Origin of the sequence: Falsiroseomonas tokyonensis (assembly GCF_019024325.1) — a bacterium.
Lineage (GTDB): Bacteria > Pseudomonadota > Alphaproteobacteria > Acetobacterales > Acetobacteraceae > Falsiroseomonas > Falsiroseomonas tokyonensis.
On record NZ_JAFNJS010000001.1, the window covers coordinates 334,412 to 353,863 of the forward strand.

Sequence of the window (19,452 nt, forward strand, 5' to 3'; positions counted from 1 at the left end):
GCGACGCCTACAGCAGCAGCAAGGTTGCGCCGCCCCGCAGCGCCGCGCCTGGCGCCAGCAGGTGCATCGGGCCATGGGCCGCCAGCTGCGGCCGGTTCACCACATCCGGCACATGGCTGACCGGTTCCACGCAGAGCACCGGCACGCCGCGCGGGGCATAGACCTGCAGGTTGCGGGCCCAGTCGCCGGTGGCGGTCAGCGCCAGGTCCGGACCGCCGGGGCGGGTCATCACCGCCGTGCCATCCCAGCCGGTGAAATGGGTGTCGAGGCCCGCCAGCACCTCCTCCCCGCCGTTCAGCCCGGCGCAGGGGCGGGGCGCGATGGCCAGGTTGCGGGCGTCGCGGCCGAAGACGGTGCTGGCTGCGAAGCGAAGGCGGGTGCCGGGCGGGCGGGTGAAGAAGGGGTGCCAGCCGATGCCCATGGGCGTCTCGGCATCCCCGGTATTGGTCAGCTCTAGCTCCAGAGTCAGGCCTTCCGGGGCCAGCGCCACCTCCAGCCGCGCGGCGCAGCGGAAGGGCGCGTGGTCGACGACACAGCTCATCACCGCACGCTCGGGCGCCTGGCTCTCCACCGCCCAGGCGCGGTCGCGGACGAAGCCGTGCAGCGCATGGCCTTCCAGCAGGCGGTTGATCGGCATGGTGTAGTCATGCCCGCCGACGGAAATCCGCCCATCGGCCAGGCGGTTGGTCCAGGGCGCCATCAGGAAGGCGCTGTGCAGCCCGCGGTTCGGGTTTTCCCCGTCTGGCACCGGCTCCACCACCGGCACCCCGCGCCAGGACAGCGCGCCGAGGGCCGCACCATGACTGACCAGGATGGTGGCGTCCCAGTCGCCCGAGGCAATCCTGATCATCCCTTGTCCCCGAAAGCCGCACGCCCGCCGCCCAGACTAAAGGCCGGGCGCGGGCCCGAAAATCCTCAGTCCAGGTCGAACTGGTCGCGCGGCGAAAAGCCGCCTTTGCGGGAATACTCGATCGAGCAATAGCCGCCGCCCTGGTAGCGCTCCTCCACCGGATCGTCGGAGACGATCGCGCCGACCTCGGCCCGATAATCCTCGGCGGTGTCCTGCGGCTGCCAGCCCAGCCGGTCGCGATGGTCCTCGCCCCAGAAAGTGTCGGGGTTCTTGGAGGCGCCCCAGACCACGCAATGGCCCACGCGCTCGGCCTCGATCGTGCGGGTGATCAGGCGGGCCAGGTCGGGATAGGACAGCCAGGTAGCCAGCATCCGCTTGTTGATCGGCTTCGGGAAGCAGGAGCCGATGCGGATATTGACGTTCTCCACCCCGTGCTTGTCCCAGTACATGCGGCCCATCAGCTCGCCGTACACTTTCGACAGGCCGTAGTAGCCGTCGGGCCGGAAGGCGCAGTCGGCGTCGAGCTTTTCCTGGTTGCCCTGCGGGCGGGTGTGGAAGCCGATGGAGTGGTTGGAACTGGCGAAGACCACGCGGGCGCCGAACATCCGGGCCGCCTCGTAGATGTGGTAGAGGCCATGCAGGTTGGGCCCGGCCACTTCCTCGAAGGGCTTTTCCACCGAGACGCCGCCGAAATGCAGGATGGTGCCGCAGCCTTCCGCCTGGCGGACGATGGCCAGCGATTCGGTCAGGTTCGCCTTCACGAAGGTCGCACCCTTCGGCAGCTCGTCCGGGAAGGGCATGATGTCGGTCAGGCGCAGCCTATAGCCGGCCGCCGACAATTCCTTCGTCAGCATGCGGCCGAGATTGCCGGAGGCGCCGGTCAGCAGGATGGGTTTGGACATGGAAGGGATCCTCAGTCGGCGAAAAGCGTGATGGGCGCACCCTGGCCCAGGCCTTCGGCGCGGAACAGCCCGCCGAGGGTGGGGTGCGCGGCCAGCGTCGCCGAATCCTTGCCGGCGCGCAGGCTGGTGACGAACAGGGTGGAAAGGTCCGGCCCGGCGAAGCAGGGCATGGTGGGCGCCGGCACGGGAAAGTCGAACTGGCGCAGGATCGCGCCATCGGGCGCGATCACGTTGATCCGCCCGGCGGAGACGCCGGCGGACCAGTAGTTGCCCTCGGCATCGCAGGCCCCGCCATCCGGGCGGCCCGTCGCCTCGTCCAGCTCGCGCACCCGCCGCCAGGGGCCAATGGCGCCGGTGGCAGGGTCAAAATCGGCGGCATCGAGCACCGCGCGGCGGCTATCGGAATGCCAGATGGTGCGGCCATCCGGCGACCAGGCGAGGCCGTTGGAGACGACCAGCCCGTCCCGCCTGCGCTCCACGCCGCCATCAGGCCGGACGCGCCACAGGATGCCGGTGGGGTGCTTTTCCGGCCGGTTGTCCATGCTGCCGACCCAAAAGCAGCCATCCGGCCCCACCTTGCCGTCGTTCAGCCGGTTATGCGCGGGCTCCCCGGGCATGTCGGCGAAGGGCGTGATGGCGCCGGTCACGGGGTCCAGTCGCACCACGCTGGCGCGCTGCGCCACCAGCAGCGCGCCGGACCGGCACAGCGCGAGGCTGCCACACACCTCCGGCACCGGGATGCGGCGGGTGACGCCGGTGGCGGGGTCGAAGCGGATGACGCAGGGGGCCAGGATGTCGACCATCCAGAGCAGGCCGCGCGCCGCGTCCCAGACCGGGCTTTCGCCGACCTGCGCGCGCAGGTCGGCGGCAAGACGGAACATGCGGCTCAGCCCTCGTAGCCGAGCAGCAGCCGCGGCAGGGTCAGCGACACGGCGGGCCAATAGGTGGTCAGCAGCAGCGCCAAGGCGATCGCGCCATAGAAGGGCCAGATGGTGCGCATCACATCCTCGATCCGGATACGGCCGATGGCGCAGCCGACGAAAAGCACGGCGCCGACCGGCGGCGTGGTCAGGCCCAGGCCGAGATTCATCATCATGATCATGCCGAACTGCACCGGATCGATGCCGATCGCCACCACCACGGGCAGGAAGATCGGCGTGGTGATCAGGATCAGCGCCGCCATATCCATCACGCAGCCCAGCAGCAGCAGGCAGACATTGATCATCAGCATGATGACGACGGGGTTGGAGCTGATCGCCAGCATCCCCTCCGTCAGCAGGTCGGGCAGGCGATACAGCGCCAGCAGATAGGCGAAGGCGGTGGCGGTGCCGACCAGCAGGAAAACGACGGCGGAGGTGCGCACGCTGGCCGCGACCGCCACCTTGAAATCCGCCCAGCTGAGGCTGCGATAGACCAGCACCGTGACCAGCAGCGCCCAGAGCGTGCCGAAGGCGGCGCTTTCCGTCACGGTGAAGACGCCGGACAGCACGCCGCCCAGGATGATGAAGGCGGTGAACAGGCCGGGCAGCGCGTCCACGAATTTCCAGAGCAGGTGGCGGAAGCCGGCCCAGGGTTCCGCCGGATAGCCGCGGCGCACCGCCATGACATAGGCGGCGATGGCGAGGAAGCCGCACATCATCAGCCCCGGCACGATGCCGGCGATGAACAACGCGGTGACGGAAATGCCGCCGCCCGCCGCCAGGCTGTAGAGGATCATGTTGTGGCTGGGCGGAATCAGGATGCCGGCGATGGAGGAGGTGACGGTCAGCGAGACCGCATAGTCCACGCCATAGCCCTTGGCCTTCATCGCCGGGATCAGGATGACGCCGGTGGCGGAGGTATCCGCGACCGCTGAGCCCGAGATGCCGCCGAACAGCATGGAGGTGGAGACATCGACCATGCCGAGCCCGCCGCGCATCCAGCCCACGGCGGCGGAGGCCAGCGCCACCAGCCGGCGCGCGATGCCGCCATGCAGCATCAGCTCGCCCGCGAAGATGAAGAAGGGAATCGCCAGCAGCGCGAAGATGCTCATGCCGCTGGCCATCTGCTGGAAGGCGACGGCGGGGTTGATGCCCTCATACAGGAAGCCGGCCAGCGCGGAGATGCCGAGCACGAAGGCCACCGGCACGCCGGCGATGACGCCCAGGAAGAAGATGCCGAAGATCAGGAGAAGGCCGAATTCCACGCGCGGTTACTCCAGGAAGGCCGCGGCCACGCCGCGCTGTTCGGGACCGTCCTTGTTCAGGATGTCGCGCAGCACCTGCTCGATGGCGAAGAGGGTCACCAGCCCGCCGCAGACCTGCAGCGGCACATAGGTCCAGCCCTGGCTGATGCCGAGCAGCGGAATCTTGAAGTTCCAGACCATGTCCACGAGTTCCTGCGAATAGACCATCATGGCGAAGCCGAAGACACCGACGGCAGTATCGCAGCCCACCGCGATCCAGCGCTGCGCCTGCATCGGCAGGGTCTCGCGGAAGCCGAGGACGGACAGGTGGAAACGCTCCCGCACCCCCACGGCGGCGACGGGCAACGCGATGCAGAGGATGGAGAGCGTGGCGGCGCGTTCGATCCAGGTCGGCGTGTCGTTCAGCACGTAGCGGCCGAAGACCATCCAGCCCATCATCACCACCAGCCCGACCAGCGCGATGCCGGCGACCACGACGACGATGTGGCAGAAAATATCGAGAATGCGGGAAAACATCGCCATGGCATCGGGCACCCAGCCAGCGGTGAGGAACGGCGGAGACGAAAAAGGGGGCGGCCTTGGCCGCCCCCCCCTGTCCAGGACCCGATCAGGGCAGCGCGCGGATCGCCTGCACCATGCCGGCCAACCGCGGCGTCGCCGCGTATTTCGCGTAGACCGGCTCCATCAGCGACGACCAGGGCGTGCGGTCGGCGATCTCGATCACCGTGACGCCCGCGGCCTCCACGCGCTGGCGCGAGACGCGCTCCCGCTCCGCCCAGAGCTGGCGCTGCAGGGCGGCGCTTTCGCGCGCGGCGTCGCGCAGGATCGTGCGCTCCTGCTCATTCAGCCGCTGCCAGCGCTGGCGCGAGACGGCCAGCACCTCCGGCACGTTGGAGTGTTCCGTGGTGGAGTAGAAGCGCGCCACCTCGAAATGCCGCGTGCTTTCATAGGAGGGGAAGTTGTTCTCCGCCGCATCGATCACACCGGACTGCAGGCTTGTGAAGACCTCGCCGAAGGGCAGCGGCGTGGGGTTCGCGTTCAGCGCGCGCATCAGGTCGATCCACAGGTCGCTGGTCTGCACGCGGATCTTCAGGCCGCGCATATCGGCCGGCGTGCGGATCGGACGCGTCGCATAGACGCTGCGCGCGCCGCCATCGTACCAGGCGAGTGCGATGATGCCGATCGCCTCCAGGTCCTTGGCGATCTCTTCCCCCGTCGCGCCATCGATCGCGGCATGCAGATGCGCCACGTTGCGGAACAGGAAGGGCAGCGTCACCACATTGGTGGACGGCGCCAGGTTGTTGAAGGGCGAGAGGTTGAAATTGCCGAAGTCGATGGAGCCCAGCCGCATCTGCTGGATCGCCTCGTCCTGCTGGCCGAGCTGCGCGGAGTGGTAGGTGCGCATGCGGATGCGGTTGTTGGTGCGCTGCATGACCAGCTGGCCGAAGCGGTCCAGGCCCTGGCCATTGGGATAATCCGCCGCATGGATGTTCCAGCCGCGCCATTCCTGCGCGGTGGCGGGGGTCGCTGCCCAGGGCAGCAGGGCGGCGGCGGCCAGGGCGCCTGCGCGCATGACGGTCAGGGCCTGGGCGCGAATCGCGCGCATCGCTTTCATGGTGGTCCTCTCCTTCCCCTCCCGGCGCCTTGTGACGCAGGGTTATACGACATCATACAACTGGCGCGGATGGCTTTGTCAATTCGCCGCCAGGAAGGCCGCGGACAGGAACGCCGGTGGCCCCTGCCGCGCTCGCCTTCCGTCGGCGCGGAGAGCAGCATGGACCGGGACAGCACCATTGAGGAAGCCGAAGCCGGTGGCGTGCGGCTGCTGCCGGCCGGGCTGGTCGGCTACCTGGTCTATCCGGCGGTGCTGGAGCTGATCGTCGCCATCCCGCCGGCCAACGACGCCATCCCCCGCGCCCCGCACGGCTGAGACCGCTGCGCGCGGCTTGCGGCGCGCCGGCTTCCTGCGCAGCATCCGGCCGAACTCTGCCGGATGCCCTGCGCCATGCCCCCTGCCACCATCGCCGAAGCCGCCGCCGACCTCGCCGCCGGGCGCAGCACCGCCGTCGCGTTGACGGAAGCCGCGCTGGCGCGCATCGCCGATCCGGCCGGCGAGGGATCGCGCGCCTTCCTGGTGGTGCAGGCGGAGGCCGCGCGCGCCGCGGCGCGGGCGATGGATTCGCTGCGGGCCGCCGGCCGAGCGCCCAGCCCCTGGGCCGGCATCCCGATCAGCATCAAGGACCTGTATGACGAGGCCGGGCAGCAGACGCGGGGCGGGTCCCGCGCCCTGGACGATGTCGCGCCCGCCACCGCCACGGCGCCCAGCGTCGCCCGGCTGCAGCGCGCCGGCTTCGTGGTGCTGGGCCGCACCAACATGGTGGAATTCGCCTTCTCCGGCCTCGGCCACAATCCGCATTACGGCACGCCGCGCAGCCCCTGGGACCGAGCGACCGGGCGGCTGCCGGGCGGCTCCTCTTCCGGCGCCGCCGTCGCCGTGGCGGATGGGATGGGGTTGGCGGGGCTCGGGTCGGACACCGGCGGATCCTGCCGCATCCCGGCGGCGCTGTGCGGCATCGTCGGCTGGAAGCCGACCGCGAAGCGGGTGCCGCTGACTGGCACGCTGCCGCTGTCCTTCACGCTGGACAGCCTGGGGCCGATCGCCAATTCCGTGGCCTGCTGCGCCGTGATCGACAGTCTGATGGCCGGTGGGGAGGGCTGGACCCCGGCCCCTTCCATGCCGGTGGCCGGGCTGCGCCTCGGCGTGCTGCAGGGCTATGTCACGGAGAACTGGGACCCGCCGGTGACCACCGCCTTCGAGGCGGCTTTATCAAGGCTTTCGGCCGCCGGCGCGCGCATCGAAAAACTGGTGGTGCCGGAATTGGCAGAAATCCCGAAGGCCAATGCGACGGGCGGCTTCGCGGCCTCCGAGGCCTTCGCCTGGCATCGCGGGCTGATCGAGCGGCAGCGCGAGGCCTATGACCAGCGCATTCTTTCGCGCATCCTGCGCGGCGGGCAGATGTCAGCGGCGGACTATATCCAGCTCGGTCAGGACCGCGCGCGGATCATCGCCGCCTTCGCGGCGCGCACCGCGGCCTTCGATGCGGTCGTCTCCCCCACTTGCCCGCTAGTACCGCCGGCGATCCGCGAGATCGAGGACGAGGCGGAATACGGCCGCATCAACCTGATGCTGCTGCGCAACACGGCGGTCGGCAATTTCCTCGACCGCTGCGCCATCAGCCTGCCCTGCCACAAGAAGGGGGAGGCGCCGGTCGGCTTCCAGCTGATGGGCGAGCATGGCGGCGATGCGCGGCTGTTCGCGGTGGCGCAGGCGGTGGAGGCGGCGTTGGCCGCGTGACGGCCCCGCGCTTCGGAGCACTGGGGGACGGTGAGGCCCCGGCGGAAGGCGGCGAGAGCTTCGCGTCGCTGCTGACGGAAGGCGAGGTGGTGATCGAGCGCATCGCCTCCCACCGCGCCGCCAGCCCGGCGGGCTTCTGGTACGACCAGCCCGGCACGGAATTCGTTCTGCTGGCGCGCGGCAGCGCCACGCTGGGCTTTGCCGACAGCACAACGCGGGCGATGGCGGCGGGGGATTGGGCGGTGCTGCCGGCGCGCTGCCGGCATCGCGTGGTGGCGACCAGCGCGGATGCGCTGTGGCTGGCGGTTCACCTGCCGCCTGGCTGATCCTCGATCAGCGGCAGCGCCGGCTGCTCATCCTTCAGCGCCACGCCGGTGGCGCCCAGGCCGCGGGCAGCGGCGACAAGCCACAGCAGTTTTGCCACCGCCTCCGCCAGGCTGAGCCCGCCGGGACGGATATTGCTGATGCAATTGCGCTCGGCATCGGTGCGGCCGGGGCGCGGGGCGTGAGTCAGGTAGATGCCCATGCTGTCGAGCGCGGAGAGGCCCGGCCTTTCGCCGATCAGCACCGCGACCATGGCGGCCCCCAGCGCCTGGCCGATGGCGTCACCGATGGCGACGCGCGCCTGGGTGGCGATGACCGGCGGCGCGACGTCCCACCCCGCCCTCTGCAGGCCGGTGGTCAGCGAAGCGACCAGCGCCGGCGCCTGGGCCTGCACGCCGGTGGCGCAGAGCCCATCGGCCACCACGATGGCGAAACAGCCGGGGCGCGGCGTGAAGCTGGCGCCCTCCGCCAGGCGCCGGCCGAGATCGGGGCGCAGCAGATAGGTGCGGCGATCCGGCGCGGCGCTCGCCACCACCTGCGCGCCGAGCGCCGCCTGCAGCGCCGGCACATCCAGCGTGGACCAGACGGCATCGCGCGCCTGGGCATGCGCCTCCTGGAAATCGAGATGCGCCGCGGTTGGCAGGCCATTGCCGACGCGGCCCAGCGCCACGCGCGCCGCGGTGAAGCGGCGCAGGTCGCGCCAGAGGGTCGGCGCGCTCACAGCAGCCCCGCCACCGCCATGGGCAGGCGGTCCGGCGTGCGCCCGGCCAGCCCCATCCGTTGCAGCCATGCGGCGAATTCCGGCGCCGGCGACTTGCCCAGCGCGGCGCGCACGAAAAGCCCGTCATGGAAGGAGGTGGACTGGTAGGCGAGCATGGTGTCGTCCGCGCCCGGCACGCCCATCACATAGGTCACGCCCGCCACGCCGAGCAGCGTCAGCAGCGCGTCCATGTCGTCCTGGTCCGCCTCGGCATGGTTGGTGTAGCAGACATCCACACCCATCGGCAGGCCAAGCAGCTTGCCGCACATATGGTCCTCCAGCCCCGCGCGGGTGATCTGCTTGCCGTCGAACAGGTATTCGGGGCCGATGAAGCCGACGACGCTGTTCACCAGCAGCGGGCGAAAGCGGCGTGCGACGGCATAGGCGCGGGCCTCCAGCGTCTGCTGGTCCACGCCGTGATGCGCCTCGGCGGACAGCGCGCTGCCCTGGCCGGTCTCGAAATACATGCAGTTGTCGCCCAGGGTGCCGCGCTTGAGGGACAGCGCGGCCTCATGCGCCTCCGCCAGCAAGGCCAGGGAGACGCCAAAACTCTCATTCACGCCCTGGGTGCCGCCGATGGACTGGAACACCAGATCCACCGGCGCGCCGCGCTGCATCGCCAGCAGCGTGGTGGTGACATGGGCCAGCACGCAGGACTGGGTCGGGATCGCATAGCGGTCCCGCACCGCATCCAGCAGGCCGAGCACGCGGCACAGATTCTCGACATTGTCGGTGGCCGGGTTCACGCCGATCACGGCATCCCCGGCGCCCAGCAGCAGCCCGTCCAGCACCTGCGCCGCGATGCCCTTCGGATCATCCACCGGGTCGTTCGGCTGCAGGCGGATGGAGAGCGTGCCGGGCAGGCCCAGCGTGTTGCGGAACCTCGTCACCACCCGGCACTTCGCCCCAATCGCTACCAGGTCCTGCAGCCGGCAGATTTTTGACAGTGCCGCCACCATCTCCGGCGTCAGGCCGGGGGCCAGGGCGGTGACGGCGGCGGGGTCCGCTGCCAGGAGCCAGTCGCGAAAGCCGCCGACGGTGAGGTGCGCGACAGGCGCGAAGGCGGCGGCGTCGTGACTGTCCAGGATCAGCCGCGTGACCTCATCCGCCTCATAGGGCACCACCGCCTCCTGCAGAAAGTGCCGCAGCGGCAGGTCGGCCAGCGCCCGCTGCGCCGCCACGCGCTGCGCCGCGCTTTCGGCCGCGAGCCCGGCCAGGGCATCGCCGGACCGGAAGGGCGTGGCGCAGGCCAGGAGCTGCCGCAGATCGGCGAAGATGTGGCGCGTACCGCCCACCACCGCGGAAAAACCCATGCCGCCCTCTCCTTGCCAGCCGCCGCCACCGGGGGGAGGATGCCACAAATCAGGCTTGGGAGAGAGCGCCGGCATGGATCGCCAGAAACTGGAAATGCGCCCGGATGCGGCGGCGGAATGGCCCGACGCCATCTATGAGGCGCTGAAGGCCAATGGCATCACCCAGGTCGCCCTGGTGCCGGATGCCGGGCACAGCCGGCTGATCAAGCGGTGCCTCGCCGACAATGAAATGACGGTGGTGACCCTGACGACGGAGGAGGAGGGTGTCGCCCTGCTCTGCGGCGCCTGGCTCGGGGGCGTGAAGGGCGTGCTGCTGATGCAGTCCTCCGGCGTCGGCAACTGCGTCAACATGCTGTCGCTCTCACACATTCATCGCACGCCGCTGCCGATGATCGTGACCATGCGCGGCGATTTCGCCGAATTCAATCCGGCGCAGATCCCGATGGGCCAGGCGACGCCGGCGGTGCTGGAGGCGATGGGCACCATCGTGCATCGCGCCGATCGGCCGGAGGATGTGGCGGCCACCGTCGATGCGACGCTGCGGCTGGCCTTCAATACCTTCCGGCCGGCGGCGACGCTGCTCGGCCAGCGCCTGATCGGCGCCAAGACCTTCGGGAAGGACTGAGCCATGGCCGAGTATCCGAACCGGCGCGACGTGGTGCGCGCTTTGCTGGAAGACCGCGGCGAGCTGCTGGTGATCGCCGGCCTCGGCGCCTCCGCCTGGGACATCACCGCCATCGGCGACACCCCGCGCAATCTGCCGCTGTGGGGCGGCATGGGCGGTGCCGCGATGATGGGCCTGGGTCTTGCCCTGGCGCAGCCTTCGGCCAAGGTGCTGGTCATCACCGGCGATGGCGAGATGCTGATGGCGCTGGGCGCAATGGCCACCATCGCGGTCCAGAAGCCCCAAAATCTCTCCATCGTCGTGCTGGACAACGAGCATTACAGCGAGACGGGCAACCAGGAGACGGCGACGCGGCATGGCGTGGACCTGGCCGCCATGGCGCGCGGCGCCGGCCTTGCGGGCGCGCGCACCCTGACGACGCTGGAACAGGTTCCGGCGCTGCGGGCCGAAATCCATGCCGGCACGGGCACGGTCTTTGCCGTGACAAAAATCGCGCCGGGCAACCTGCCGCTGGTGCTGCCGCCGCGCGATGGCGCCATCCTGCAGGCGCGTTTCCGCGAGGCCCTGCTCGGCCCCGCCGCCCATCACCAGCTGTGAAGGCAAGACCATGCCGCATGTGATCTGCGTCCGCCCGATCCACGAGGAAGCCATCGCCAAGATGCGGGCGACGCCGGGCGTCACCGTGGACGTGCTGATGGACCTCTCGCCCGAGAGCCTTGCCGCCAACCTGCCCAAGGCGGATGCGCTGATCGTGCGTACCATCCGCATCGACCGCGCCTTTCTGGCGCATTGCACCAATCTGAAGATCCTGGTGCGGCACGGCGTCGGCTACGACATCGTCGACGTGCCGGCGCTGACGGAACGCGGCATTCCGCTCGCCATCACGCCGGAGGCCAATGCGGTCTCGGTCGCGGAACACGCGCTGATGATGATGCTGGCCTGCGCCCGCAAGCTGACCAGCTTCAACGCGAATCTGCGCGCGGAGACGCCCGTCTGGGGCGCGCAGACCAACCTTCCGACCTTCGACCTGCAGGGCAAGACCGTGCTGGTGGTGGGCTTCGGCCGCATCGGCACGCGCGTGGCGAAGCTCTGCGCCGCCTTCGGCATGCGCGTGCTGGTGCGCGATCCCAATATCGGCAAGGGCAGCATCCGCGGCCTCGGCTTCGAACCGGTGGATGATGCGGCGACCGCGGCGGCGGAGGCGGATATCGTCACCGTCCATGTGCCGAGCGGCCCGGCCACGCGCAACATCATCGACGGCGCCTTCATGGCCCGCATGAAGAAGGGCGCCGTGCTGGTCAATACCGCGCGCGGCACCATCGTGGATCAGGTCGCACTGGAGGCTTCGCTGCGCTCTGGCCACCTCTCCGCCGCCGGTATCGATGTCTTCGAGGAGGAGCCGGTGGAAGCGCCGATCAGCCTGCTCTCCGCCCCCAACCTGATCATGACGCCGCATGTCGCCGCCAGCACGGCGGAGGGGCTGCGCCGCATGGCGCTGGACAGCGCGGCCGCCGCCCTGGCCTGCTTCGCCGGCACGATCGACCCCGATGTCATCGTCAATCCCGAGGTCCTGCCCCGAAGGAACTGAGGCTTTGCCTCGCAGACATGCCAAGGCATGTCTGCCCTGCGCGGCATAAGCCGCGGGCCGCATTCGCGGCCTCGGCCCGCCTGAAGTGCGGCGGGCCGCCGGATGTTCTGGTTAAGAGGTCACGCCATGCGCCGCCTGTTGCTCGCCTTCCTGATCCTCGCCGGACCCGCCGCGTCGGAGCCGGCGCGGGCCACGCGCCAAATGGCGGCCACCGCCAGCCCGCATGCGACGGAGGCGGCGCTGGCCATGCTGCGCGCCGGCGGGTCCGCGGTGGATGCGGCGATCGCGGCGCAGGCGGCGCTCTCGGTGGCGGAGCCGCATGCCAGCGGCGTGCTCGGCGGCGCCTTTATCCTGGTCTGGGACCAGGCCGCCGGACGGCTGCGCTACTATGAGGGCATCGCCAGCGCGCCGGCGGCGAGCGCGGACCGGCTGACGGCGGGCGGCGTCGGGCCCGCCACCGTCGCGCGATCCGGCCGCGCCGTCGCGGTGCCGGGCACCATCGCCGCGCTGGCGCTGGCGCATGCGGCGCATGGAAGGCTGCCCTGGGCGGATCTCTTCGCCCCGGCCATTGCCCTGGCGGAGCAGGGCTTTCCGCTGCCGCCCTATCTGCACCAGGTGATCCGAAACCGCGCGGCGGAACTCGCCCGCGTGCCGGCGATCCGCGCGCTGTATTTCGACGCGGGCGGCCAGCCGCTGGCCGCCGGCGCGCCCTTCCGCAATCCGGAGCAGGCGGCGGCGCTGCGACTGCTGGCCACGGAAGGTCCGGCCACGCTCTATGGCGGCACGCTCGGCCGCGCCGTGGTCCAGGCGGTGCAGGACCATGCGGTGCCGGGCTGGATGACACTCGCCGACCTTGCCGGCTATCGCGCCGTCGAACGCGCGCCGATCTGCGCCGAGGTTCTGGCACGGCGCATCTGCACCGCCGCGGCGCCCTCCTCCGGCGGTGTCGCGGTGCTGCAGACGCTGGGGCTGGCGGAGCGGCTGGGCATCGCGCGGGCCACGCGCGACAGCGCCGAGGCCGCGCATATCTTCCTCGAGGCCAGCCGGCTCGCCACCGCCGACCGGCGCCGCTGGATGGGCGACCCGGACCAGGTGGCGGTGCCCCAGGCCGGGCTGCTGGCGCGCGACTACCTCGATGCCCGCGCGGCGCTCGCCGGGCCAGCGCGCGCAATGGAAACCGTGGCGCCCGGCACGCCGGCGGAACGCCATGGCGCCCTGCCGACGCCCAGCGACCCGATGGCGGAGACGGCGACGACGCAGCTCTCCATCCTCGACGCCGCCGGCAATGCGGTGGCCTTTACCACCACCAACAACCTGAATTTCGGCGCCGAGCTGCTGGCCATGGGCGTCACGCTGAACAACGGCATGACCAATTTCGCCGTGAACCCGGGCACGGCGGAGGCCCCCGCGCAGAACCGCCTGGCGCCGGGCAAGCGGCCCGTGACCACCATGGCGCCCACCATGGTCTTCGGCGCGGATGGGCGGCCGGAGCTGGTGCTGGGCGCCGGCGGCGGCGCGCGCATTCCCGATGCGGTGGCCGCCGCGGTGATCGAGGTGCTGGTCTTCGGCGGCGATGCCGAACGCGCCACGGCGCGGCCGCGGATCGGCGCGCAGAATGGCGTGGAGGAGCTGGAACAGGGCACGCCGCTGGCGGAGCTGGCGCCCGCCTTGCAGGCGCTGGGCCATGCGCCGAGGGTGGTCGTGATGAACACCGGGCTGCAGGTGATCCGCCGGCTGCCGGATGGCCGGCTGGAGGGCGCAGCGGATCCGCGGCGGGACGGGGTGGCGGCGGGGGATTGAGCCCCTCTCCCTCCCCCGCATGGCGGGGGAGGGTCGGGGTGGGGGTAGCGCGCCCGTCAGTCGAAGGTGATATTCGCCCTACGAATCACCTCGGCGTATTTCGCCGCATCCCGCCGCAGCAGGGCCGCGGCATCGGCGCTGGTGCCGCCGCCGGGCAGGTAGCCGGCATCCATTACGCGCTGGCGCAGGCCGGGGTCGGCCAGCGCCTTGTTCACCGCCCGCACCCAGCGCTCGCTGATGGCGGAAGGCAGGCCCGGCGGGCCCATCACCATATACCAGACGGCGGCGTCGAAATCCGGAAAGCCGCTTTCGGCGATCGTCGGCACATCCGGCAGCGTCGGCACGCGGGCAGGCAGGGTCGTCGCCAGCGCGCGCACCCGGCCGGCGCGAATATGCGGCAGGTAGGTGGGCAGCGTGTCGATGGCGATGTCGATGCGCCCGGCCAGGATCTCGTTCACCGCCTGGCCCGTGCCGCGGAAGGGAATGTGGGTCATGTCCAGCCCGGCCGCGAAGCTCAGCGCGGCCGCCGCCAGGTGCTGCTGCGTCGCGACGCCGGAGGAGGAGTAGTTCAGCTTGCCGCGATTGGCCCGCGCATGGGCGATGAAGCCGGGAAAATCCTGTGCGGGCGAATCCAGCGGCACCACCGCCACCAGCGGCACCGTGCCCGCCAGCACCACGGCGGTCTGGTCATTGATGATGTCGAAGGGCGGCGGCTTCATCGTTGGTGGCACGACGGCGGAGGCGCTGACGGTGGTCATCAGCATCTGGTAGCCATCCGGCCGTCCCCGCGCATTGGCCGCGGCGGCGATGGTCCCGGACCCGCCGGGGCGGCTCTCGATGGCGACGGGCTGGCCGAAATCCTCCTGCAGCGCCGGCTGCAGCAGGCGAGAGATAATGTCCGTGCCGCCGCCTGGCGCAAAACCCATCAGCAGGGTGATGGGTCGGGTGGGATAGGCGGCGGGCTGCGCCCCAGTTGCCTGGGCCCAGGCGGGCATCGGCAGGGCAAGGCCGCCCGTCGCGGCCCACAGGCTGCGTCGCGAGATCATGGTGTTTCCTCCGGTCTTTCTTGGACCGGAGGATGGCCCGCGGTTATTTTCCCGTCCAGACCGGCTTGCGCTTGGCGAGGAAGGCTTCCACCCCCTCCCGGAAGTCATGGCTGCCGAAGCACATGGTCACCAGGTCGTCGCCCTCGATGGTGCCGCCGGCGAGCCGCAGGCGCTTCAGCGCGACCTTGGTGGCGCGCAGTGTCAGCGGCGCCATGCCGGCGATCTCCACCGCCAGCTTTTCCGCCCGTTCCGCCAGGGCCTCCGGCGTCTCCAGCATCTCGGAGATGAAGCCGGCGGCCAGCGCCTCCGGCGCGTCCATCAGCCGCGCGGTGAAGATCAAATCCTTGAGCTTGGCCGGCCCGATCAGCGCGGCGAAGCGGGAGATGTTCATGGTGGACAGCGTATTGCCCAGCGTGCGCGCCACCGGCACGCCGAAGCGCGCATTGGCGCTGGCGATGCGCAGGTCGCAGACGCCGGCAATGCCGAGGCCGCCGCCGACGCAGGCGCCGGCGATGGCGGCCACCACCGGCTTCGGGCAGTCCTCGATGGCGGAGAGCACGCGGTCGATCCGCGTCTCGTAGTCCAGCGCGTCCTGGCCGGTGGAGAAGTGCTGGAACTGGCTGATGTCGGTGCCGGCCGCGAAGGCCTTGCCACCGGCGCCGGTGATGACCCAGCAGCGGATGTCCGGGTCCGCCGCCACCGCCGCCGCCTGTTCGAACAGCCCCTCATACATCGGGAAGGTCATGGCATTGCGCTGGTCCGGGCGGTTCAGCGTGGTCCAGGCCACCGGGCCGCGGGTCTCGTGCAGGATATCGGGCATGGGCTGTTTCCTCCTTGGTCCCCTCTTGTGCGGCCAGGGCGCGGGGGGCGACAAGTCACCAACCGCAAGGAGGCCGACACGGATGCGTATCGTCAGCGTCAAGCAGGGCATCGCCCCGATCGCGAGCGAGATCGCCAATGCCTATATCGATTTTTCGAAAATGACCGCCTCCATCGTCGCCGTCACGGTCGAGGGGGATGGGGGGCGCGCCACCGGCTATGGCTTCAACTCGAACGGCCGCTATGCCCAGCCCGGCCTGCTGGCCGAACGCTTCGTGCCGCGGCTGCTGGAGGCGACGGAGGCCCAGATCACCAGCGCGGATGGAAGGCTGAACCCGCAGGGCGCCTGGGCCGCCATGATGAAGAACGAGAAGCCGGGTGGCCATGGCGAGCGCAGCGTCGCCGTCGGCGTGCTGGACATGGCGCTGTGGGATGCGGCGGCCAAGCTGGAGGGCCTGCCGCTCTGGCGCCTGCTCGCCGATCGCTACAATGGCGGCCAGGCGGATGAGGCGGCCTGGGTCTATGCCGCCGGCGGCTACTACTACCCCGGCAAGGGCGTGGATGCGCTGGTCGAGGAGATGAAGCGCTACCTCGGCATGGGCTATGCCACCGTGAAGATGAAGATCGGCGGCGCCCCCGGCACCGCGCTGGCCGATGCGCTGTCCGAGGATCTGGAGCGGATCGAGGCGGTGGTCGCGCTGCTCGGCGGCGATGGCAGCCGGCTGGCGGTGGATGTGAATGGCCGCTTCGACCTGCCCGCGGCGCTGGCCTATGCCGAGGCCTTGGCGCCGATGAAGCTGCGCTGGTACGAGGAACCGCTCGACCCGCTGGACTACGCCACGCATGCGACGCTGGCGGAACACTACGGGCCGCCGATCGCAACTGGGGAGAATCTGTTCTCCATGCTGGATGCGCGCAACCTGATCCGCCATGGCGGGCTGCGGCCGGATCGGGACATCCTGCAGATGGATCCGGCGCTGTCCTATGGGCTTTGCGAATATCTGCGCACGCTCGACATGCTGGCCTCCCATGGCTGGTCCCGCCGCCGCTGCGTGCCGCATGGCGGGCACCAGTTTGCCCTCAATATCGCGGTGGGCCTGGGGCTGGGGGGCAATGAGAGCTACCCGGAAGTGTTTGCGCCCTTCGGCGGTTTTGCGGATGACGTGCCCGTCGTCGAAGGCCGCGTTGCGATGCCCGATATCCCCGGCATCGGCTTCGAGGCCAAGAACAAGCTGCATGACGTGTTCAAGGGCCTCGCCTGATGCCGCAGCGCGCCATTCCCGCCGTCTTCATGCGCGGCGGGACCAGCAAGGCCATCATGTTCCACGCCCGCGACCTGCCGGCAGATCGCGCGGAATGGGATGCGATCTTCATGGCGGCGCTGGGCACGCCCGATCCCTATGGCCGGCAGCTGAACGGCATGGGCGGCGGCGTCTCCTCCCTGTCCAAGATCTGCGTGCTGGCGCCGTCGGAGCGCGAGGATGCCGATATCGACTACACTTTTGCGCAAGTGCTGATCCGCGAGGCGCGCGTGGATTGGAAGGGCAATTGCGGCAATATGAGCTCCGCCGTCGGCCCCTTCGCGGTGGATGAGGGGCTGGTGCGGCCGAATGGCACGCAGGCCACGGTCCGCATCTACAACACGAACACGAAGAAGATCATCCACAACACCTTTGCGCTGGAGGATGGCCGCGCGAAGGTTCTGGGCGACCTCGCCATCCCCGGCGTCGGCGGCACGGGCGCGCCGGTGCGGCTGGATTTCGTGCAGCCGGGCGGCGCCACCACGGGGCGGCTGCTGCCCTCCGGCCGGGTGCTGGACGTGCTCGATGTGCCGGGGTTCGGGCGCCTGGAGGCGTCCCTGGTCGATGCGGCCAATGCCTCGGCCTTCGTGCGGGCGCGGGATATCGGGCTCACGGGCCGCGAATTGCCGGAGGAGCTGGAGGCGCGGCCGGACATCCTGGCGCTGCTCGACGCCATCCGCCTGCAGGCCTCCCTCCGCATGGGCATCGGCGCGGACCTGGCGGCGGCCAGGGCGATCAGCTCCGTCCCCTATATCGGCTTCGTCAGCCCGCCGGCGGAGGCGCCGACCCTATCCGGCGAGACCATCGCGGCGGATCAGATCGACCTGGCCGCGCGCATCATCTCCAACGGCCAGCCGCACCGGGCGCTGCCGCTGACAGGCTCGCTCTGCACCGCGGTCGCGGCGCGCATCGCGGGAACGCTGGTGGCGGAGTGCCTCGGGCCGGTGGGGCCGGGGCCGATCCGCATCGGCATGCCCTCCGGCGTGCTGACCGTGGGCGCCGATGTGGTGCAGGAGGCGGGGCAGTGGGTCGCCCGCGCCGGGTCCTTCTACCGCACCGCGCGGCGGCTCTTCGATGGGCGGGTCTGGATTCCGGGCTGAGCCTAGGACCTGTGGACAGTTGGGCTGCGGGCGCGTCCGGCGGTGCTTTTCCGCGCTGGGTGCTGTCCACCATGCTCGCCGATGGGTAGCCATCGGCTCCGCTGTCTTCCTTCCCAGCCCGAAAAATCCCTCGCCGGCCACATCCCGGCCCCAACTGTCCACAGGCCCTATCGCGCCAGCCATTCCGGTGCGAAGCGATCGGCGCCGGAGGGCAGCGGCGTCGCGGGGTCGGCGGTGAAGGCCAGGATGTCGCTGACCACTTCCGCGCGGTTGCTGTCCGTCAGCAACAGATGAAACCCCTCCTCATGGATGCCGATGCGCACTGGGCTGTCCGGCGGCAGGCGGCGGAGTGCGGCGCGGACCGGGCGGGCGGGGATCAGCGTGTCCTTGTCGCCATAGAGCAGCAGCACCGGCACGGGCCGCTGGGTGGCGTCGCGGCAGCAGGTGGGCAAAGCGGCTGTGGCCGCATCCATCAGGTCCACCAGCCCCACGGCGGCATCGACGCGGGTGCTGCGCAGCACCAGCGGGTCCCGCCCCAGGCGGCGCAGCGCGGCCATATTGTCGCTGGCGACGATGCCCCCCACCCCGCCCTGGAAACCCAGCACCGGCATGGTCCGCGCCGCCACCCAGAGCCCGCCGCGCATCACCGCATTCATGCTGGCCCGGCCCCAGAGCGCGGGCGCGAGCAGGATATAGCCATCGACCGGCGGGGGCTCCGCGCTGGTTCCGGCCACCACCGCGACCGCCCCGCCCATGCTCTCCCCCATCAGGAACAGCGGCAGGCCGGGGTGGCGGGCGCGCAGCAGGCGGGCGGCCGTCGCGGCGTCGCTGGCCAGCGTCGCCTCCCCGGGCCAGTAGCCGCGGTTCGGGGACCGGCCGAAGCCGCGCTGGTCATAGGCGTAGACCAGAACCCCACCCGCATTGAGCGGGCCGATGCTATCGGCCAGGAAGTTGCCCGAATGGTCGTTGAAGCCGTGCAGCGCCAGCAGCACGGCCCGCGGCGGACCCTCCGGCGGGAAGGCGCGCATCGGCAGCCGGGCGCCATCGGCGGCGACCACCGCATCGGCGGCCAGGCTGGGCGGGGCGATGGCGGGGCCCATCGGCAGCACCACCGGGGTGCAGGCCGCCCCCAGCAGCAGGGCCAGCAGGATGACGAGGGAACGCATGCCCAAGCGGTAGCGCGGCCATCCGGGCTGGTCCATCGCCCTCGTCCCCCCTATGTTCCGCTCCGCCACACAGCCACCCTAAGGACCGCCATGCGCGACCCCCGCCAGACCGGCTATACCCCGGTCGCCCTGCCCGGCGTGACGCCGGTGGACACCCTGCCCGCCACCTCCCGCACCGTGGGCTGCGATGGCGGCGGCGGCGCGCTGGGCCATCCGCTGGTCTATCTGCGCATCGAGGACCGGCAGGTGACCTGCCCCTATTGCTCCCGCACCTATGTGCTGGCCGAGGGGGCGGGCGACGACCACGGGCATTGATCC

At 70.6% G+C, this 19,452-nt stretch carries 21 protein-coding genes; 10 read left to right on the plus strand and 11 right to left on the minus strand.

Features of this window, described 5'->3' with window-relative positions; genetic code table 11:
• Positions 1-7 precede the first annotated feature (7 nt).
• From J3S20_RS01505 to J3S20_RS01530, 6 genes are all read right to left on the minus strand, one after another.
• A complete protein-coding gene (locus tag J3S20_RS01505; RefSeq protein ID WP_216833947.1) occupies positions 8-850 on the minus strand; it encodes an aldose epimerase family protein in 843 nt (280 codons plus the stop codon).
• Between the two features lie 65 nt (positions 851-915).
• On the minus strand, positions 916-1,752 hold the full coding sequence (locus J3S20_RS01510) for an NAD-dependent epimerase/dehydratase family protein (RefSeq protein WP_216833949.1): 837 nt from the start codon (positions 1,750-1,752) through the stop codon (positions 916-918).
• Positions 1,753-1,763: 11 nt separating this feature from the next.
• Positions 1,764-2,633, minus strand: coding sequence for an SMP-30/gluconolactonase/LRE family protein (locus tag J3S20_RS01515; RefSeq protein WP_216833951.1), 870 nt, complete (start codon positions 2,631-2,633; stop codon positions 1,764-1,766).
• A gap of 5 nt (positions 2,634-2,638) precedes the next feature.
• On the minus strand, positions 2,639-3,937 hold the full coding sequence (locus J3S20_RS01520; RefSeq protein ID WP_216833952.1) for a TRAP transporter large permease: 1,299 nt from the start codon (positions 3,935-3,937) through the stop codon (positions 2,639-2,641).
• A 6-nt stretch (positions 3,938-3,943) separates the two neighbouring features.
• The gene (locus J3S20_RS01525; RefSeq protein ID WP_216833954.1) at positions 3,944-4,459 is read right to left on the minus strand and encodes a TRAP transporter small permease; all 516 of its coding nucleotides are present in this window, start codon (positions 4,457-4,459) and stop codon (positions 3,944-3,946) included.
• Between the two features lie 85 nt (positions 4,460-4,544).
• Positions 4,545-5,552: a TRAP transporter substrate-binding protein gene (locus J3S20_RS01530; protein ID WP_246602226.1), complete on the minus strand. Its 1,008-nt coding sequence runs from the start codon at positions 5,550-5,552 to the stop codon at positions 4,545-4,547.
• A 159-nt stretch (positions 5,553-5,711) separates the two neighbouring features.
• On the opposite strand from J3S20_RS01530, the gene J3S20_RS01535 reads away from it, so the two are divergent.
• The 3 genes from J3S20_RS01535 (at position 5,712) to J3S20_RS01545 (ending at position 7,618) form a co-directional block, all read left to right on the plus strand.
• Positions 5,712-5,867, plus strand: a complete 156-nt coding sequence (locus J3S20_RS01535) for a hypothetical protein (RefSeq protein ID WP_216833956.1) — start codon at positions 5,712-5,714, stop codon at positions 5,865-5,867.
• A gap of 63 nt (positions 5,868-5,930) precedes the next feature.
• Positions 5,931-7,292 carry an amidase gene (locus J3S20_RS01540; protein WP_216833957.1) on the plus strand — a complete coding sequence of 454 codons (1,362 nt, stop codon included), beginning with the start codon at positions 5,931-5,933 and terminating at the stop codon, positions 7,290-7,292.
• Positions 7,289-7,618, plus strand: coding sequence for a cupin domain-containing protein (locus J3S20_RS01545; RefSeq protein ID WP_216833959.1), 330 nt, complete (start codon positions 7,289-7,291; stop codon positions 7,616-7,618). The genes J3S20_RS01540 and J3S20_RS01545 overlap by 4 nt, the downstream gene beginning before the upstream one ends.
• Here the strand turns inward: J3S20_RS01545 and eutC are convergent.
• Both eutC and J3S20_RS01555 read right to left on the minus strand, forming a co-directional pair.
• Positions 7,600-8,337 (minus strand): ethanolamine ammonia-lyase subunit EutC, encoded by a 738-nt coding sequence (eutC, locus tag J3S20_RS01550; protein ID WP_343215132.1) that lies wholly within the window; start codon positions 8,335-8,337, stop codon positions 7,600-7,602. The two genes, J3S20_RS01545 and eutC, sit on opposite strands and share 19 nt — an antisense overlap.
• The gene (locus J3S20_RS01555) at positions 8,334-9,689 is read right to left on the minus strand and encodes an ethanolamine ammonia-lyase subunit EutB (protein ID WP_216833962.1); all 1,356 of its coding nucleotides are present in this window, start codon (positions 9,687-9,689) and stop codon (positions 8,334-8,336) included. Before J3S20_RS01555 ends, eutC begins: the two co-directional genes overlap by 4 nt.
• Positions 9,690-9,762: 73 nt before the next feature.
• Here J3S20_RS01555 and J3S20_RS01560 point away from each other — a divergent pair, with 73 nt between their 5' ends.
• The 4 genes from J3S20_RS01560 to J3S20_RS01575 all read left to right on the plus strand — a co-directional run bounded on the left by J3S20_RS01560 (position 9,763) and on the right by J3S20_RS01575 (position 13,702).
• Positions 9,763-10,314 carry a thiamine pyrophosphate-binding protein gene (locus tag J3S20_RS01560; protein WP_246602227.1) on the plus strand — a complete coding sequence of 184 codons (552 nt, stop codon included), beginning with the start codon at positions 9,763-9,765 and terminating at the stop codon, positions 10,312-10,314.
• Between the two features lie 3 nt (positions 10,315-10,317).
• Positions 10,318-10,911 carry a thiamine pyrophosphate-dependent enzyme gene (locus J3S20_RS01565; RefSeq protein WP_216833963.1) on the plus strand — a complete coding sequence of 198 codons (594 nt, stop codon included), beginning with the start codon at positions 10,318-10,320 and terminating at the stop codon, positions 10,909-10,911.
• Positions 10,912-10,921: 10 nt separating this feature from the next.
• Complete coding sequence (locus J3S20_RS01570; RefSeq protein ID WP_216833965.1) at positions 10,922-11,902, plus strand: NAD(P)-dependent oxidoreductase; 981 nt, start codon at positions 10,922-10,924, stop codon at positions 11,900-11,902.
• Between the two features lie 126 nt (positions 11,903-12,028).
• Positions 12,029-13,702: a gamma-glutamyltransferase family protein gene (locus J3S20_RS01575; protein ID WP_216833967.1), complete on the plus strand. Its 1,674-nt coding sequence runs from the start codon at positions 12,029-12,031 to the stop codon at positions 13,700-13,702.
• 56 nt (positions 13,703-13,758) lie between these two features.
• Here the strand turns inward: J3S20_RS01575 and J3S20_RS01580 are convergent, their stop codons facing one another.
• Together J3S20_RS01580 and J3S20_RS01585 are read right to left on the minus strand one after the other, a co-directional pair.
• Positions 13,759-14,748, minus strand: a complete 990-nt coding sequence (locus tag J3S20_RS01580) for a Bug family tripartite tricarboxylate transporter substrate binding protein (RefSeq protein WP_216833969.1) — start codon at positions 14,746-14,748, stop codon at positions 13,759-13,761.
• 43 nt (positions 14,749-14,791) lie between these two features.
• Entirely contained in the window at positions 14,792-15,568 is a 777-nt protein-coding gene (locus J3S20_RS01585) for an enoyl-CoA hydratase/isomerase family protein (RefSeq protein WP_216833971.1), read from the minus strand.
• 82 nt (positions 15,569-15,650) lie between these two features.
• On the opposite strand from J3S20_RS01585, the gene J3S20_RS01590 reads away from it, so the two are divergent.
• Together J3S20_RS01590 and J3S20_RS01595 are read left to right on the plus strand one after the other, a co-directional pair.
• On the plus strand, positions 15,651-16,829 hold the full coding sequence (locus tag J3S20_RS01590) for an enolase C-terminal domain-like protein (RefSeq protein WP_216833972.1): 1,179 nt from the start codon (positions 15,651-15,653) through the stop codon (positions 16,827-16,829).
• Positions 16,829-17,968: a 2-methylaconitate cis-trans isomerase PrpF family protein gene (locus J3S20_RS01595; RefSeq protein WP_216833974.1), complete on the plus strand. Its 1,140-nt coding sequence runs from the start codon at positions 16,829-16,831 to the stop codon at positions 17,966-17,968. The genes J3S20_RS01590 and J3S20_RS01595 overlap by 1 nt, the downstream gene beginning before the upstream one ends.
• 167 nt (positions 17,969-18,135) lie before the next feature.
• Here J3S20_RS01595 and J3S20_RS01600 read toward each other — a convergent pair whose 3' ends face one another.
• Positions 18,136-19,134: an alpha/beta hydrolase gene (locus tag J3S20_RS01600; protein WP_246602228.1), complete on the minus strand. Its 999-nt coding sequence runs from the start codon at positions 19,132-19,134 to the stop codon at positions 18,136-18,138.
• A gap of 90 nt (positions 19,135-19,224) precedes the next feature.
• On the opposite strand from J3S20_RS01600, the gene J3S20_RS01605 reads away from it, so the two are divergent.
• Positions 19,225-19,449, plus strand: coding sequence for a zinc-finger domain-containing protein (locus tag J3S20_RS01605; RefSeq protein WP_216833978.1), 225 nt, complete (start codon positions 19,225-19,227; stop codon positions 19,447-19,449).
• Positions 19,450-19,452: the final 3 nt, after the last annotated feature.

Coding starts and splice junctions, on each gene's coding strand:
- J3S20_RS01505 (WP_216833947.1), bottom strand. CDS start 850: ATGATCAGGATTGCCTCGGGCGACTGGGACGCCACCATCCTGGTCAGT.
- J3S20_RS01510 (WP_216833949.1), bottom strand. CDS start 1,752: ATGTCCAAACCCATCCTGCTGACCGGCGCCTCCGGCAATCTCGGCCGC.
- J3S20_RS01515 (WP_216833951.1), bottom strand. CDS start 2,633: ATGTTCCGTCTTGCCGCCGACCTGCGCGCGCAGGTCGGCGAAAGCCCG.
- J3S20_RS01525 (WP_216833954.1), bottom strand. CDS start 4,459: ATGGCGATGTTTTCCCGCATTCTCGATATTTTCTGCCACATCGTCGTC.
- J3S20_RS01530 (WP_246602226.1), bottom strand. CDS start 5,552: ATGAAAGCGATGCGCGCGATTCGCGCCCAGGCCCTGACCGTCATGCGC.
- J3S20_RS01535 (WP_216833956.1), top strand. CDS start 5,712: ATGGACCGGGACAGCACCATTGAGGAAGCCGAAGCCGGTGGCGTGCGG.
- J3S20_RS01540 (WP_216833957.1), top strand. CDS start 5,931: ATGCCCTGCGCCATGCCCCCTGCCACCATCGCCGAAGCCGCCGCCGAC.
- J3S20_RS01555 (WP_216833962.1), bottom strand. CDS start 9,689: ATGGGTTTTTCCGCGGTGGTGGGCGGTACGCGCCACATCTTCGCCGAT.
- J3S20_RS01560 (WP_246602227.1), top strand. CDS start 9,763: ATGGATCGCCAGAAACTGGAAATGCGCCCGGATGCGGCGGCGGAATGG.
- J3S20_RS01565 (WP_216833963.1), top strand. CDS start 10,318: ATGGCCGAGTATCCGAACCGGCGCGACGTGGTGCGCGCTTTGCTGGAA.
- J3S20_RS01570 (WP_216833965.1), top strand. CDS start 10,922: ATGCCGCATGTGATCTGCGTCCGCCCGATCCACGAGGAAGCCATCGCC.
- J3S20_RS01575 (WP_216833967.1), top strand. CDS start 12,029: ATGCGCCGCCTGTTGCTCGCCTTCCTGATCCTCGCCGGACCCGCCGCG.
- J3S20_RS01580 (WP_216833969.1), bottom strand. CDS start 14,748: ATGATCTCGCGACGCAGCCTGTGGGCCGCGACGGGCGGCCTTGCCCTG.
- J3S20_RS01585 (WP_216833971.1), bottom strand. CDS start 15,568: ATGCCCGATATCCTGCACGAGACCCGCGGCCCGGTGGCCTGGACCACG.
- J3S20_RS01590 (WP_216833972.1), top strand. CDS start 15,651: ATGCGTATCGTCAGCGTCAAGCAGGGCATCGCCCCGATCGCGAGCGAG.
- J3S20_RS01595 (WP_216833974.1), top strand. CDS start 16,829: ATGCCGCAGCGCGCCATTCCCGCCGTCTTCATGCGCGGCGGGACCAGC.
- J3S20_RS01600 (WP_246602228.1), bottom strand. CDS start 19,134: ATGCGTTCCCTCGTCATCCTGCTGGCCCTGCTGCTGGGGGCGGCCTGC.
- J3S20_RS01605 (WP_216833978.1), top strand. CDS start 19,225: ATGCGCGACCCCCGCCAGACCGGCTATACCCCGGTCGCCCTGCCCGGC.